A 14925-nucleotide genomic window follows, 5' to 3' on the forward strand; every position below is an offset into this window, starting at 1 on the left:
TCAATATCCTCGAATTCACCACCCCCGGAGCAGCGCGCAGGGACCCCGGATCCCGTGTCACCGACAGCAGGGCTGATAGTTCGGGCGTGGTCTCCAGAGCGGCAACCTGTCGCGGTCATGGCGCGTCCACATGTATGATGTAACGACTGCGATAAACCTTCCCCACCGTAAGCACTGTCCTTGTGATTATCTTCAGGTCGCGACCGACCTTGAGGGGGCTGCATGATCCCACTGCGTTTCCTTGGCGCTGCCCTTCTTTGCACAAGCAGTCTTGCTTTTACCCTGAATGATACGACGACCAAGTTTCTCATCAGCGACTATGATGTGTCATCAATCATTTTGATCCGCAGCCTGATGGCCTTGCCGATTCTTTACCTGTTTCATGTGCGCACAACCGGGCGAAGCAAGATATGGTCGGCCAGAATTGGGCTCCATGCGCTGCGGGGGGCTTTTGGCTTGATCGCCGCCTATTTATACATCGCTTCCCTGAAAACTCTGACTGTGGCTGAGGCTACAGTCATTCTCTTTATGACACCCGTTATTATCACCGCGATGTCCCGTTTTCTGCTCAAGGAGAATGTCTGCTTTCGCACATGGCTGTCGATCTGTTTCTGTTTCCTTGGCGTGGTTGTGGCGATCAATCCACGGGCATCCAACTTCAATTACGCTATGGGGCTGGCTGGTACATCGAGCGTGTTTTACGCCATCAATGCGATCAGTTCGCGTTGGATTCCGTCCGAAGACAACCTGTGGACGATCTCGTTTTTCGGCGCGTTCTTTTCGGCGCTCTTTGTCGCCCCGTTCGCCATTGAGCATTGGCGTGGACTGCAAGTCCCACACCTTGCCCAGTTTGGGGCTGCGGCGGCATTCTCCAGCATGGGCATAGGTTTAAGCGCCATTGCCTACCGCACGACATCACCTGCCCTCCTCGCCCCCTTCGGTTATTCGGGGCTGATCTGGTCGATTACGGTCACCTGGCTGTTCTGGGGCATTCATCCGAGTCTCAATGCCATTCTCGGCACGCTCATCATTCTGGGCAGCGTCACATTGACCATCAAAACCAGCCGCATCGATCCGCAACCGAATTCGCAGAACTGTATCAAGGGACCCACAAATGACGACCCCAATCCTTGTCGACCGGAATAAAGAAACCGGCGTCAGCACAATCACATTCAACCGCCCGGAAAAATACAACGCTCTCGATGAGGCGATGGCAGCGGCCTTTCATGAGGCCGTGCAAGCCATAGCATCGGACAAGGGCATACGTTGCGTCGTTCTCGAAGGCGCGGGCAAAGCGTTTATGGCAGGTGGAGATGTGGCGGCTTTTGCAGCCGACCCTGATCGGGCTGATCTTGTCTTACAGCGCATATTGCGCCACATGCACCCAGCTTTGTTAATCCTGCAGCAATTGCCGGTGCCTGTCATCGCGGCAATACACGGACCCGCAGCTGGCGCCGGATTGAGCATGGTTCTGTCGGCAGACTATGCCATCTGCAGTCAATCAGCAGAGTTCATTCTTGCTTATGATCGACTGGCGACGGTGCCCGACTGCGGCGGCAGCTGGTATCTTCGGCAAAAGCTGGGGCCGCGTGCTGCTTTTGCTCTTATGCTCAAGGGTGGCAAACTCAATGCCAGTCAGGCCAGAGAAATCGGAATCGTCAACGACGTGGTTGAGGATAGTAGTTACCAGGAACAGCTTTCTGCCCTGACACAAAAATTTGCCTCTGGCCCGACGCGAGCCTTTGGACTGTTCAAGCAACTGCTGGCCGCAGATCTTTCTTTGGCGGCTCAACTTGAGGCAGAAAAGGCAGCCTTCATGGAAGCCACTTATACGCAGGATTTCCGGGCCGCCATCCGCAACTTCCCGAGCAAGCAACCGGTGCAATTTCTCGGATACTGAAACGAGATCGCGCCCGACGGAAACCGTTGTATTCCACGTCACACTGCAAAACCAAGCAATTACCAGAGAGGAAAATATCGTGCTCCAATCCGACCAGAATACCAATTGCATCGTAAAGACTGACCTTTATATCGATGGCGCTTGGGTCGAACCTTTCGGAACCGACACCATTGCTGTCATCAACCCCGCCAATGAACAGCCTTATGCAACCATTTCAGCAGGCTCCGCTCAGGATGTTGATCGAGCGGTCGCAGCCGCCCGTAGGGCATTCTCTTCCTGGAGCGAAACCCCGGTTGCGGAGCGCGCCCGCTTCTTGCGCAAAATCGCAGAAATTTATGAGGCGCGTCTCGAAGATATGGCCAAAACCATTTCGCTTGAAATGGGTGCGCCTATCACCATGGCCCGCGATCAACAGGCCGCTGTAGGCTTGTATCACCTCAACGCTTTCATCCAGGCGCTGGAAAACTTCGAATTCGAGGAAAGACGAACAGATAACTCCGGCGAGATCATCGTGCGTGAACCAATCGGCGTCTGCGGTCTGATTACCCCATGGAATTGGCCGATGAACCAGATCGCTTTGAAAGTTATTCCAGCGATCGCGGTCGGATGCACGGTAGTTTTGAAACCCTCCGAAATAGCACCGATGTCTGCGATGCTCTTTGCCGAAAATCTCCATGAAGCAGGGCTTCCAAAAGGCGTATTCAACCTTGTCAACGGCGAAGGTTTGGTCGTAGGCGAAGCCATGTCGCGCCACGCAGACATCGACATGATGTCATTCACCGGCTCGACCCGTGCGGGAACGGCCGTCACGCGCGGCGCGGCAGATACAGTCAAACGTGTCTCACTTGAACTCGGGGGCAAATCCCCCAATTTGATTTTCGCGGATAGCGACATTGAAAGCGCGGTAGGGCGCGCCATTGCGGAATGCTTCAACAATACCGGTCAATCCTGCAATGCCCCCACCCGGTTGCTGGTCGAAAATTCGGTTTACGATCAAGTCGTGCAGCTCGCCGCCCGTGCCACCGATCAGATGCGGGTCGGTGACCCAGCTCTAGAAGGAGATCATATCGGGCCGCTATCATCGAAAGCACATTTTGACAAAGTTCAAGGTCTCATCCAAGCGGGCATTGATGAAGGTGCACGTCTGGTTGCAGGTGGCCTCGGTCATCCGAATGGATTTAACGCTGGCAACTTCGTCCGCCCGACCGTATTTGCGGATGTACGGAACGATATGACGATTGCGCGCGAAGAGATATTTGGTCCGGTGTTGGTCATCATTCCATTTGACGATGAACAGGATGCGATCGCTATCGCGAATGATACACCTTATGGTTTAGCCGCTTATGTCCAGACCGGATCAGTTGAACGCGCCAAACGCCTTGGGCGGAAGCTCCGCGCCGGCATGGTGCAGATCAACGGCTCATCGCTTGGTCCCGGGAGCCCGTTCGGCGGGTACAAACAATCCGGCAACGGCCGTGAAGGCGGGAAATGGGGGTTGGAAGACTTTACGGAAGTTAAAGTAATCTCCGGCTAAACGGACGGGATGAAGCCCAAGCGCGGCGAGTTTAATGTATGTTGGAAATTAATCCGCTCGACTCCTATCATGAAGCTAACTGATTGATGATAGTGCATTCTCGCCGCGCTCCAAAAACGACTAAAAACGCAAACCTGGAATGAATCTAATCATTCCGATTAAAGGCGAGAGTGTTGATTACTCCAGAAGCTGGTACCTGATGGGTCATCAGGATTTTATTCCTGGGAACTTGAACGGCGGCAAATGGGGCCGCGCGCAGACTGTCCAATGTTGGAGTCCGAATGGCAATAGCGGACATCTGGACCTCTGGCTATGTGGTCCGAGTTCGGCCCAGAGCAAAGATGTAAGATCGGCTCTCGAAGCGATGACAGCCGATAAGCTGTCATCGCTTCGGAGTTAAAGGCGTATTCCGAGCGATTCCGCACCAAGCCGATAACGCCAAGGTTGTCGCCTTCATGAACGCCAAAGGCTATCGGGTGGAGTTCCTGACCGGAAATCGGGGATCAGAAGAATACACTGGCAAGCCATCGCCCATGCCCGCCCTCGGCGGCGCGTCGGCGGAGAATCTGCGGTTCCTTGATTACCTGATCTACGAGCCTATCCGCACAGTGCTTCTTTTCCGCGAAGGCATAAACGTTCTCGTTCCTGCTCCCGAGAGGCGTTGTTGCGTGAAACGAATTGGTGGCGGATTCCGATCTTTGATGCTGGCTTATGTGGTTTCAACTTTGACGCGGACGGATTTCGGGCGTGGTGTCTGCAGCATGCGGTTACGGACGCCGCATCCAAGTTTAACTTCAGTCTTCTGGTTGGTGAATTTGCGTGATCTTCGCTTTGGCCCGTTTGTTGATTTATAATTGCCTATGGCGTTTTCTACTCTCGCTCGCTTCCCATACTCGGTAAGATTTTGCCACTCCATCCGACCGCGTTGAGCATTTGTGCGGCTATGGCAGTCACGCTGATCAGGTGGGCCATATGACGCTTCTTGTAAGTCTCGTATTCGTGGCGGAATGATAATGCTCACACCGGGACTATGACTGCGTAAAGCTTGATAGGTTTGATCACTGTCATAAGCACCATCTGCCATGAAACAAGCGATGGGGCGATCAATCATATCAAGCAAATCAGGAACCTGGCTGAGGTCACTTGTATTTTGATCAGTCAGTGTTTCTGCAATGACCTGATTGCTATCTGCATCAATAGCAAGATGCAGCTTGAGCCATTTTCGGGCAGATTTAGCGCCATGCTTTTCTTCAAGCCATTGGCCAGCTTCATATATCTTCATACCAGTGCTATCGACGATCACATGAAGAGGTTCATCTGTTCCATCCCTCCTGGTGCACCGGGTTAAGCTGGAAACAACAAGATTGGCGCAGCGTCTGCTGAATGTTGTGTGATCTGGCACCGGCAGTTCAACATTGAGTAGCCGCAACAACGAGGCCATTAAGCCTTCTGTCTGACGCAGAGGCTGGTTAAACACTTTGCCACATATCAGCGTCGTCTCAATAGCCAGGTCAGAATAGCGACATTGACCACCGCGCGTCTTGCGCAGTGGTGCAATCCATCCGGCTATAGCTGCTTCACTGATCCAGAAAGTAACACTCCCGCGCTGACGCAAGCCTGCTTCGTACTCCGCCCAGTTCGTGACCTTGAACTTCTGCTTGGGTATCCGGTGACGACGGGCGGAATCGTGCTTGAAAGGCATTGGCTTGATCCAAATTCTCAACGAACCAAAACATTAAAAGCCAATGCTATAAAAACTCTGAAACTCACCGGCGATTGATGCACCAACGCCCCCAATACCAAGGACGACGACGTTTGTAAGGGCAGTTGCGTCCTAAAGCCGCAAAAAATGAGTTCGCAAAAATGCGTCTCGCGGCTAGAGTACATGAAAAGCTGATAGGAGGGCTATTATGGCGGACGGTAACTTTTCAGGTGCACGGCGCAGCATTGGAGTGCACCCCGTTTCACCGGACACGTCGGCTAATTTGATTTAGCCCTGATGAACTGCCGAGGGGAAGCCATCTTGAGCGCGGAATGTGGATGGATTTCATTATAGTCCTCGATCCATCCGTCGATGAGCGGGAGCGCTGTTTGTGCGTCCGGTAGTGCTGCGATGCGGATGTAATCCCGCTTCAGGGTTTTAACGAATGCCTCGGACATTCCATTCGACTGCGGGCTGGCCACCGGCGTGAAGCAGGGCGTCAGATTGAGGGCTTGAGCAAACAGCCTCGTGTCCCGCGCGGTATAAGCCGAGCCGTTGTCAGAGAGATGCTCGATAGCATGCGGGGCTCGTGTTGCCTGGAAGCGTTTCTCGACCGCCTCCAGCATCATATCGCGCACGTCCGAGCCGGAGATGCCCGCATTGGCAACTGCCGTCCAGGCAATGATCTCCCGGTCGAACGCATCGATGATGAAAGCGAGACGAATGACCTCGCCATTCCAGCAGGTGAACTCCAGACCGTCCGAGCACCAGCGCAGGTTGGATCGCATAACCATGACCTTGCCGTCATGGATGCGGCCCTTGCGAACGGCGGTATGCTTCTCCAGCAGCATGGCGTGGTTGCCCATGATGCGATGGACCCGTTTGGCGTTGACGACAGGCTTATCGGCGGCTCGCCTCTCGCGATTGAGGAGCGCGGCGATCCGCCGATAGCCATAGGTCGGCCTCTGGTCCACCAGCCTGCGGATGACGGGCAGGAGCTCCGCATCCTCGGCCTTATGATAGGACCCGCGCGGCTTTGATCTGCCTTTCAACCGCTCGATGAGGTTGGAACGGGAGACGCCCAAAGTTTCGGCGACAGCCTTCATCGCGAACCGTCCTTCGGCAACAAGATCGGCCGCGATATCCGTTTTTTTAAGTCCGCTTTGGAAAGAGCTTCGCGGAGGATTTCGACCTCCATCGTCTTGCGGCCGAGCATGCGCTCCAGCTCGCGAACGCGATCTTCCAACTTCTTCACTTCCGAATTGCCGACAACCGGCTCGTCAGAATCCACGGCTGCAGCACCTCCCTCGCTCAAGAGCCTGCGCCATCGGTAAAGCAGATTGGGCGCAACGCCATGGCGGCGAGCGGTCGAAGATACCGTCTCGCCTGGTTCAAAACTCTGCTCAATGATCGTCAGCTTTTGCTCGGTTGTCCACCGCCTGCGGCGAACATCACCCGTCAACAATTCAACGTGTCGATACTCGTTAGACATAAGCCTGTCCTCAAGCCTGTGCTTGAGCCTTTCTGCTTATGCCGACTGTCCGGTCGAAATGGGGGGCAGTTCAAGCATCGTGGTTGATGGCTTCACAAACAGCGTACTCGATCCAAAAGAGCCAATGCTTGGACCATTGCAGAATGGCGGCACAATCATAGCGAATACCGCGCCGGGCTGCTGGGGCCCAATGATAACGCCCAGATTGCGCGGCGGGCATGAAGTTACCAAGCCGGTTTTCATTGATGGAGCAGAAGTAGGAGATGGCGTAGTCATTCGCATTCGAGATATCTCCGTGACATCTCTTGCAACTGCGTCTGGCCATGACACCGTGTCGAACCAATTTTGTCTCGGTGATCCATTCGTGGCAGCACGATGCCCCACTTGCGATGAAGTTTGGCCTGAAACACACATCGAAGGCATTGGCCAAGATTCCGTGAAATGCAACAAATGCGGAGGAGCTATCAAGCCCTTTACGATGGAGCATGGTTACACGGTCGTTTTTGATGACACACAGTCGGTTGGCCTCACGCTCCCGCAGCAGGCAGCACAAAAGATTGCGCAGAATGCAGACCATTATGCGTCACTACCAGACAACTCCGTGCAGCATTCCATCCTCAACTACGCGCCGGCCGATCTTGTTGGCGCCATCGTTCGTATGCGGCCATTCTTAGGGCAGCTCGGCACTACGCCGTCCATTGCGATGCCTGATTCACACAACGCCGGAGATTTTGGTGCCTTCCTTGTTGGCGCTCCTCACAGCTATGCACTGACGTCAGAGCAGTTACTTGAACATAAGACAGATGGTCATATGGACATCGATGCGGTTCGTGCTGGTGCAGTCCTGGTGTGCCCCGTGAAGGTTAAAGGTGCGGGCGTCTACATGGGAGACATGCACGCCTCTCAGGGGGATGGGGAAATTGCTGGCCATACCATGGACGTTGCAGGAAGCGTGACGCTTCAAGTCGAAATTCTCAAAAAATACAACAATGATGGGCCTGTGTTGTTTCCTTTACTGGAAGACCTCCCACCGCTAGCACGACCGTTTACTGCGGATGAAAAACTGAAAGCAGCAAAGTTAGCCGAGCAATGGGGCGTCGAGCAGACTGAAGAAGTTGCGCCGATTTCAGTAATCGGAACAGCGCCCAATATGAATGCTGCCATCGTGAATGGCCTCGAAAGAGCGGCAAAACTACTTGGCATGACGGTCGGCGAGGTTCGCAACCGTGCGACCGTTAATGGTGCAATTGAGATCGGGCGCGATCCTGGTGTCATTCAGGTCACCTTTTTGGCACCTTTGAAGAATTTGGATGCAGCTGGTTTGGGCGATATCGCGAGAAAACAATACGATATCTGAATTCATTGATAGCGTGTAGAAAAGTGACCGAAAGGTTGGTTTACGAATTAGAAAGCGGAGCTTCGGCTCCGCTTTGCTCATTTTGGAATTATTTCAATCAGAGTGCAAGATTGGGCGCATCGGTCCTGATTAATGAGCATAAATATTACAATCTGAGCCTACACAATTTTAGGGAAATGATTACGGAACGCGTGTCGGCCGGGATCATTCAACTGTCCACCGCTGGGTTTTACATTTCAGTCCCCGACTGCTTGAGCGCTTCCAGCTCCGGTAGCGTCAGTTCACACGCAAATAGAACCTCGCCAAAGCCTATGTAAAGGTCAAAGGTGAACTCGACACCTGCAATCAGCCCTTCGAGCCTGGTGTCGAAATTGCGAATAACGCCTCAGTTCGATATGTGGGCGCGGGCCGGATGACCTCGACTTTAATCGCTCGCCAGCAATATGAACGACGCAGTACACGCTATGCAACCGGCTGGACAGATGCAGAATGGTCTGTGATCGAACTGCTCAATCGAATACCGTCTCTTCGTCATGGCAAATTCTCCTTCTCAAATCAGGAAAATCCGCTGGAAAAATAACATTAAATCCGGACCATTTTAATAGGGACACGTCACCGTGACGTGCTCCCGTTAAATTAGGCCATCCAGAACTGGAATTTTCCACTTATGGTCCCTTATCGGGGTCAGAACAAGAGCTGCTCGAAATCGTACGCTAAGACCGAACGGAGCGGGAACGTCATGCAGCGCGGAGGATTCTTCCAGGAAGTCGCAATGGCCTGAAGCCTTCGGGCATCTGCTGCTCGGTGTCCCAGGAATAGATGCCGGTGAGATTTATGTGCTCCCAGCTGAGTGGCGAGACATGCTTGAGCAATATGTCGGGGATAGTTCGACCACTTTGACGCAGATGGGCTACGGCACGGCTGAGATAAACGGTATTCCAGTGGACGATGGCGCTGACGACAAGGTTGAGGCCCGAGGCACGGAATGCCTGACTTTCGAACGATCGGTCGCGGATTTCGCCGCGCTCATGGAAGAAAACGGCCCGCTTGAGCTTGTGGGCGGATTCTCCTTTGTTAAGACCGGCTTGACATCGCCGGCGAAGTGCCGGGTTGGAATACCATTCGATCATAAACAGGGATCGCTCGATGCGCCCGAGCTCACGCAGGGCTTTCGCCAACTGGCTCGGTTTCGAGGATGCCGCCAGCTTTTTGAGGATCATTGAGGGCGCAACAGAGCGTGTCGTGATTGATGCCGCCAGATGGAGAAGGTCATCCCAGTGTTCCAGAATGAGGGCGGTATTGATCGGCGCGCCGATATGGTTGGCCAGTGCTGGATATGAGTCGGCCTTTTCGAAAGTATGGAACTTCCGGTCCTTGAGATTGCGCAGCCGAGGCGCAAAACGCTTTCCGATCAGAGTGAAGAGGGCAAATACATGATCGCTCGCACCTCCGGTATCGGTAAAGTGCTCCTCGATCTCCAGGATGGTGTCGTGGTCGAACAGGCCGTCGAGAACATAGGCTGCCTCGCTCTCGGTCGGGCTGATCGGCAGAATGCTGAAATAGCCGTACTGATCGGAAAGGTGGCTGTAAAATTTCGAGCCTGGCTCGCTGCCATAATGCAGGTTGATATCACCGCGTTTGGCGGCACGATCACTGGCCCGGAAGAACTGACCATCAGATGATGCGGTCGTCCCTGTTCCCCAGAGCTGGGCGTGGGGATGACGCGCATGGGCGTCGGTCACACATGCCTGCGCTGCGCGATAGGTTTCCGTGCGGGCATGGAACATGCGCATCCATCCGATCTGATGGGCGCTGATCCCCTTGGAGGCTCCGGCCATACGTTTCGGGCCAAGATTGGTGGCGTCCGCGAGCGTGCCGGCGAGCATGGCCGGAATGTTTTGCGGTGAATCGCCCGTTCGAACATGGGTGAACTGGTCGGCAAAGCCGGTCCACTCATGCACGTCTCTTAAGAGATCCGGCACTTCGACAAGCGGATACATTTCGCTGAGTTCGATATTTAGTTCATCGGCTGCAGCGGGCACTTCGCTCGCCAGCGGTGTTACAATCAGGGTTCCGGCATCGAGACGGACGCCTTCAAGTTTGCCGTTGCGGGCGCGATGGGCGAGACGTTTCAGATTGAAGTCCAGCAATTGTTGCATTTCGGTGAGCCAAGCCACCCCGTCGCGCTGCACACCGAGCCCAAGCTGGTCAGTTTCCTTCAGCTTGGTAAAAGTAGGGCGGGGCATGAAATTTTCATTTATCGGCCGGAACGCCCTGCTGCCTTCGACCCAGATGTCGGCCGAACGAAGCCGCTCGCGCAACGCTGCCAGTGTTGCAATCTCATAGAGACGGCGATCGGCCTTTGCCTGCCCGAAGATCAGTTTACGCTCCGCCGCGCCGAGATGAGCGATCGGGACACGTTCGGGAAGCACGCGCCTTCCTTCCGCGTAAAGGGATCTGAGTGTTTCGATCGCTGCCAGCAAAGGATCATACCGACGACTTGAATGGAATGTGAAGGTCAGGAGGAACCGGCCTGCATAATTGCGAACATTGGCATATTGCTCAGCTGCAATAAGCAAGGGTGAGGCGTCATTGTCTTCCACCATCGCCGCAAGCGTCGGCTTTGCCTGCACCAAGCGATGCCAGCCGACGTGGCGGTCGAGCGTTTCAATTGCATCTTCATCATTGTCATTGGCGCACTGAAGAGCCGATATCGTGTCGAGAAACAGCCGTAGTGCCTTAGCCGTCTCCATCCGGGTGTTCACATGGCGCTGCTTCTTGCGGTTATTCGCCTGCGAAAACAGCCTGCCGATCAGCTTGATGAACATGGTGACTGCGGCGTCGGTGAGCTTTTGCCCAAGCTTGATGATCTGCGCGATGATCGTCGCGCGCCGCCGACTGGCGTTGAAGTCGGCGGCAAGCCATGCCGGTGTCACATCGCCCTCCCGGACCATCTGCTCCCAGCGACCGGAGTGGATGCGGGCTTGTAGTCGGGGATCGATATCGAGCGCGCGGATGAAAGCGATCCTGTCGGTCAGCGTGACCAGGTTGGTTGCTCCCGGAGCATCTGGCGCAGATCGCAGCCAATGGAATCGCGTCTGTCGTATCTCGGGATCAACCGTCAAAAGATCATCGAGGGATTGGAGCTTTTCGGCTGAAAGGCCCGATATCAGGGCAGCCTCGGCGCGACGGCGGGCTATTACGCGGCCGGCAAAGCCGATCCGCTCTATTGTGTCAGGTGCGGGAAGTAACACCTTCCGCTCCCGCAGCGTGGTGACAATAGCTTGGGCAATAGAATGGCCCTTGTCCGTTGCGGTCGCCGTTTCGACGGCGGATAGTAAGGCGGCGCGCCGGTCCTGTGCTGTTGCTGTTCGTTTTCCAAAATAGGAAAGCAAATGCGCGATATGCTCGCGGCGAGTTTCCTCCCGCCTGGCATAGGAACGGAAACTCTCCGGATCAGCATCCAATTGTTCGGCTATATAATTGAGCATCGCCCTCGGCGGAATTTCGTGCACCATGAGAGCCCGGCCCGGATGCCGCATCATGCAAAGCTGGACAGCAAAGCCGAGCTGGTTATGTTTTCGCCTGCGGACTTCGATCTCCAGCCGGTCCGATGGAGATAGAGTGTAGTGACGGATCAGACTATCCTCATCGGTCGGTACGCCGAACAGCTCCTGTTGATCCTGAATTTTGAGAAACTTCCGCCGCGCCATTTTTTACTCCATACAAACTTGCGTCGATGGTTCCGGGCATGTCCGGAAACGGTCGTTTGCGTACAGGCCTAAATCACCCTGTCCATAAATTATCTTGACTTATTTGTGGGCAGGCATCACCTTTCGGACAACCTATTCGGACGAAATTGAACCTTATGCCACGCACCTTTGCCTATGTCCGTGTCTCCACGACCGGACAGACCACCGAAAACCAGATTCAGGAAATCGAAGCGGCCGGCTTCCACGTCGAGCCACGCCGTATAGTCACCGAGACCATCTCGGGCAGCGTCGCCATTGCGCAGCGCCGGGGTTTCTCGCGACTGATGGATAAACTCGAAGCCGGGGACGTGCTCATCGTCACCAAGCTCGATCGGCTCGGCCGAGATGCGATCGATGTCAGTACGACGGTCAGGAAACTGGAGGAGCTGGGCGTGCGGGTCCATTGTCTGGCCCTCGGCGGCGTCGATCTGGCGAGTTCCGCCGGGAAGATGACGATGAGCGTCATCAATGCCGTCGCTCAGTTCGAGCGTGATCTGCTGATCGAACGCACGCAGTCGGGCCTCAAACGAGCCAAGTCGGAAGGCAAGACCCTCGGCCGTCCCGCTCGGCTCAATGAGAAGCAGAAATTGGATGTTCTCTCGGATTTGGCGGGCGGGATGAGCGTTTCCGCACTCGCCAGAAAATTTGACACCAGCCGCCAGACCATCATGCGTGTCAGGATCGAGGGCGACCGCTCCGTTTAAGCCGTGACTTGAGTAGGCACCCGTTTCCCTTTCGCCTCACCCCGCGCAGCAGGACAGTTTTTTCACATCCCTGTCGAAGGTCTGAGCCGCAAGCTTCAAACCTTCGACAGTCGTCAGATATGGAAAGATCGTCTCCGAGAGATCATCGATCGTCAGGCCGCAGCGGATGGCCAAGGCTGCCGTCTGAATGCTGTCAGCACCCTCTGGTGCAAGGATGTGAGCGCCAAGGAGTTTCCGGGTTGACCCGTCGGCGACCAGCTTGATCAGGCCGCGCGTGTCGCGCGCCGCCAGCGCCCGCGGCACATTGTCGAGGGAAAGGACGGAGGTGCGAACCGAATGTCCGGCAGCCCGCGCCTGCGCTTCGGTCATGCCGACGCTCGCCACCTGCGGATCGGTAAAGACCACGGCGGGCATTGCGGTGTTGTCGTAACTCAGGCTGTCGCCGTTCAATGCGTTCTTGGCGGCGAGCTTTGCGCCATAGGCGGCCATGTAGACGAACTGATCTTTTCCGGTTACATCGCCGGCGGCATAGACGCCCGCCTTCGAGGTGCGCATGCGATCATCAACGATGATGGCCCCGGCCGGTGTCAGGTCTATACCGGTTTCAGCAAGCCCAAGGGCTTCAGTGTTCGAGCGGCGTCCCGTCGCCACAAGAATCCGCTCGGCAGTCAAGATTTCCGGACGTCCGTCCCGCGCGATGGCGAGGGCAACACCACCATCATCGGTCTTGCGGGCGGACTCGTAGGTAATGCCGCTGACGATTTTAATCCCCTCATCGGCCAGATAGGTGGCAAGCGCAGCGCCGATTTCGGGTTCAGCCTCCGGCAGAAGCCGGCTGCGGAACACGAGTGTCACTTCGACACCGGCCCGTGCGAAAGTCTGGGCAAGCTCCACGCCGATGTAGCCGCCGCCAAGCACTATCATCGAGCGTGGCAGCTCGGTCAGGGCGAGCGCTGTCGTGCTGTCGAGCGGCGATACGTCAGCGATCCCCGGAATCCCCGGCAACGCCGGACGCGCACCGGTGGTGATGATAATTCGCTCGGAGCCGATGTGCTGGCCCGCGACCTGGACACCGCCGTCAACGAGGCGGGCCGGACCTTCGTGGTAGACCACATTGTTGTACTCCGGCAGCAGATCAGCGTATTTCGCCTGTCGCAGACCGGCAACCAAAGCGTCTTTCTGGGCGATCTGAGCGGCCCAATCAACCACGCGCGCGCCGCTTTCGATCCCATCAAACCGGGCAGCCGCATCGTTGGCGTGACGTACAGCCTCCGTGGCCCGGATCAGGGCTTTCGAGGGCACGCAGCCGATGTTGACGCATGTACCGCCGATCGTGCCATGCCCGACAAGAGCCACTTGGGCGCCTAGTTCGGCGGCCGTGATCGCGGCGGAGAAACCGGCCGAGCCAGCTCCGACGACCACAAGATCATAACGGCCGTTGCCTTTGTTGGAAGTTGGAACGTCGCAAGCTTCACACATTCAATTCACCTTTGTTGTCTTGTTATTCATCGAGCAGCAATTGGCATCCGCTGATGAGGCGGAACGCCGACGCCGGTAAAGATAAAGTGCGGACGCCCCAATCGCGGCGAGAGCGATCGGGATCAGCACATAGCCGGCCGCTGCGAACCATGCGGAAAAGCCAAAAGAGCCAGCGGCGACCAAAAGAAATGGCGCGGCGCAACAGATGACGGCGAGAAACCCGACTTCGCCAAGGCCGATGAACTTTCCATCTGTCATGCTGAACCTCCTTACTGCGAAACGCCGGACGGATAGCCAGCATTGGTGGTTGCGGTGATCAGCGCGGCGACATTCGTCTGGCTGTCGTCAAAGCGCACCTTCGCGATCGCCGCGCCGGTCGCCTCCGATACATCAACATCGAGCACGCCTGGAACGTTGCTGAGCGCCCGCTTCACAATCGGGCCGCAGAGTTCGCAGGTGGCATTGGCAACATTCAAGGTTACGGTCTGCTCGGCGGCAAAAGCGTGACCACCCGTCAGCAGGGACGCAGTAAGGGCAATGAGGGGCAGGATTTTCATGAGATTCTCCTTGGGATTAAGCATCGAGGACAAGGCGGGCGGCGTAGGGAAAGCCCACGGCGATAATGATCAAGACAGTTGCGACCCAAAGGCCGATCTTGGCGTTCCGATGGGATGATGGACGCGCGCAGTAGGAACCCTCGGCGCATTCAGCCGCCTTCGGCCTGCGATAGACGAGATAGAAACCGTAGCCGAGGCAGGCGAGCGCGATCGTGATAAACACAGGCTGGTAGGGTTCGAACGCGGTCAAATTGCCGATCCACGCGCCGCTGATGCCAGCGAAGAACAAGGCAAAGGGTAGCACGCAACAGGTTGCTGCGCCCAGTGCCGCAACGATGCCGCCGACCGACAGCAATGCTGCCCGATCAAAACCCTTTTCGGCTGGCTCTGTGACTGTATTTGCCAGCGTCCGTGTTTCATCCTGCATCATCGTTCACATGCTCCCGCA

Annotated in this window: 12 protein-coding genes and 2 pseudogenes; 7 read left to right on the forward strand and 7 right to left on the reverse strand. The window is 55.8% G+C overall.

Going from position 1 to position 14925, the window contains the following annotated elements:
* Window positions 1–222: 222 nt before the first annotated feature.
* The 4 genes and pseudogenes from FG152_RS23025 to FG152_RS23040 all read left to right on the forward strand — a co-directional run.
* Window positions 223–1146, forward strand: a complete 924-nt coding sequence (locus FG152_RS23025) for a DMT family transporter (RefSeq protein WP_498988631.1) — start codon at window positions 223–225, stop codon at window positions 1144–1146.
* On the forward strand, window positions 1115–1900 hold the full coding sequence (locus FG152_RS23030; protein ID WP_498988634.1) for an enoyl-CoA hydratase/isomerase family protein: 786 nt from the start codon (window positions 1115–1117) through the stop codon (window positions 1898–1900). The genes FG152_RS23025 and FG152_RS23030 overlap by 32 nt, the downstream gene beginning before the upstream one ends.
* Before the next feature lie 79 nt (window positions 1901–1979).
* A complete protein-coding gene (locus FG152_RS23035; protein ID WP_498988723.1) occupies window positions 1980–3434 on the forward strand; it encodes an aldehyde dehydrogenase family protein in 1455 nt (484 codons plus the stop codon).
* A gap of 407 nt (window positions 3435–3841) precedes the next feature.
* Window positions 3842–4114, forward strand: a pseudogene (locus FG152_RS23040) (GSU2403 family nucleotidyltransferase fold protein); the annotation flags it as partial.
* A gap of 29 nt (window positions 4115–4143) precedes the next feature.
* Here the strand turns inward: FG152_RS23040 and FG152_RS23045 are convergent.
* Window positions 4144–5136: an IS5-like element ISOcan1 family transposase gene (locus FG152_RS23045; protein ID WP_498988637.1), complete on the reverse strand. Its 993-nt coding sequence runs from the start codon at window positions 5134–5136 to the stop codon at window positions 4144–4146.
* A 278-nt stretch (window positions 5137–5414) separates the two neighbouring features.
* Window positions 5415–6628, reverse strand: a protein-coding gene (locus FG152_RS23050) for an IS3 family transposase (RefSeq protein ID WP_331665047.1) whose coding sequence is annotated in 2 segments (ribosomal slippage) — window positions 5415–6292 and window positions 6292–6628 — 1215 coding nt in all. Because the reading frame shifts where the segments join, the coding sequence is not laid out codon by codon here.
* Window positions 6629–6650: 22 nt separating this feature from the next.
* Here FG152_RS23050 and FG152_RS23055 point away from each other — a divergent pair.
* A complete protein-coding gene (locus FG152_RS23055) occupies window positions 6651–7985 on the forward strand; it encodes an acetamidase/formamidase family protein (RefSeq protein WP_498988640.1) in 1335 nt (444 codons plus the stop codon).
* Window positions 7986–8131: 146 nt separating this feature from the next.
* Window positions 8132–8256: pseudogene (locus FG152_RS23060) on the forward strand (IS6 family transposase); the annotation flags it as partial.
* Between the two features lie 466 nt (window positions 8257–8722).
* Here the strand turns inward: FG152_RS23060 and FG152_RS23065 are convergent.
* A complete protein-coding gene (locus FG152_RS23065; RefSeq protein ID WP_003501082.1) occupies window positions 8723–11698 on the reverse strand; it encodes a Tn3 family transposase in 2976 nt (991 codons plus the stop codon).
* A 155-nt stretch (window positions 11699–11853) separates the two neighbouring features.
* On the opposite strand from FG152_RS23065, the gene FG152_RS23070 reads away from it, so the two are divergent.
* Window positions 11854–12441 (forward strand): recombinase family protein, encoded by a 588-nt coding sequence (locus FG152_RS23070; RefSeq protein WP_003501080.1) that lies wholly within the window; start codon window positions 11854–11856, stop codon window positions 12439–12441.
* 36 nt (window positions 12442–12477) lie between these two features.
* On the opposite strand, the gene merA is transcribed toward FG152_RS23070, so the two are convergent.
* The 4 genes from merA to FG152_RS23090 are packed head-to-tail and all read right to left on the reverse strand — an operon-like array spanning window position 12478 to window position 14907.
* Entirely contained in the window at window positions 12478–13920 is a 1443-nt protein-coding gene (gene merA / locus FG152_RS23075) for a mercury(II) reductase (protein ID WP_085462631.1), read from the reverse strand.
* Window positions 13921–14178: a mercuric ion transporter MerT gene (merT, locus tag FG152_RS23080; protein ID WP_023517539.1), complete on the reverse strand. Its 258-nt coding sequence runs from the start codon at window positions 14176–14178 to the stop codon at window positions 13921–13923. It lies immediately after the preceding gene.
* An 11-nt stretch (window positions 14179–14189) separates the two neighbouring features.
* Window positions 14190–14477 carry a cation transporter gene (locus tag FG152_RS23085; RefSeq protein ID WP_010661778.1) on the reverse strand — a complete coding sequence of 96 codons (288 nt, stop codon included), beginning with the start codon at window positions 14475–14477 and terminating at the stop codon, window positions 14190–14192.
* A gap of 16 nt (window positions 14478–14493) precedes the next feature.
* On the reverse strand, window positions 14494–14907 hold the full coding sequence (locus FG152_RS23090; protein WP_003501072.1) for a mercuric transporter MerT family protein: 414 nt from the start codon (window positions 14905–14907) through the stop codon (window positions 14494–14496).
* Between the last annotated feature and the right edge of the window lie 18 nt (window positions 14908–14925).

Source organism: Ochrobactrum sp. XJ1, from assembly GCF_024701725.1.
Classification (GTDB): domain Bacteria; phylum Pseudomonadota; class Alphaproteobacteria; order Rhizobiales; family Rhizobiaceae; genus Brucella; species Brucella anthropi.

What these genes read in the sequence shown, in the direction of transcription:
- FG152_RS23025 (WP_498988631.1), top strand. Translation starts at nt 223, where the DNA reads ATGATCCCACTGCGTTTCCTTGGCGCTGCCCTTCTTTGCACAAGCAGT.
- FG152_RS23030 (WP_498988634.1), top strand. Translation starts at nt 1,115, where the DNA reads ATGACGACCCCAATCCTTGTCGACCGGAATAAAGAAACCGGCGTCAGC.
- FG152_RS23045 (WP_498988637.1), bottom strand. Translation starts at nt 5,136, where the DNA reads ATGCCTTTCAAGCACGATTCCGCCCGTCGTCACCGGATACCCAAGCAG.
- FG152_RS23065 (WP_003501082.1), bottom strand. Translation starts at nt 11,698, where the DNA reads ATGGCGCGGCGGAAGTTTCTCAAAATTCAGGATCAACAGGAGCTGTTC.
- FG152_RS23070 (WP_003501080.1), top strand. Translation starts at nt 11,854, where the DNA reads ATGCCACGCACCTTTGCCTATGTCCGTGTCTCCACGACCGGACAGACC.
- merA (WP_085462631.1), bottom strand. Translation starts at nt 13,920, where the DNA reads ATGTGTGAAGCTTGCGACGTTCCAACTTCCAACAAAGGCAACGGCCGT.
- merT (WP_023517539.1), bottom strand. Translation starts at nt 14,178, where the DNA reads ATGACAGATGGAAAGTTCATCGGCCTTGGCGAAGTCGGGTTTCTCGCC.
- FG152_RS23085 (WP_010661778.1), bottom strand. Translation starts at nt 14,477, where the DNA reads ATGAAAATCCTGCCCCTCATTGCCCTTACTGCGTCCCTGCTGACGGGT.
- FG152_RS23090 (WP_003501072.1), bottom strand. Translation starts at nt 14,907, where the DNA reads ATGATGCAGGATGAAACACGGACGCTGGCAAATACAGTCACAGAGCCA.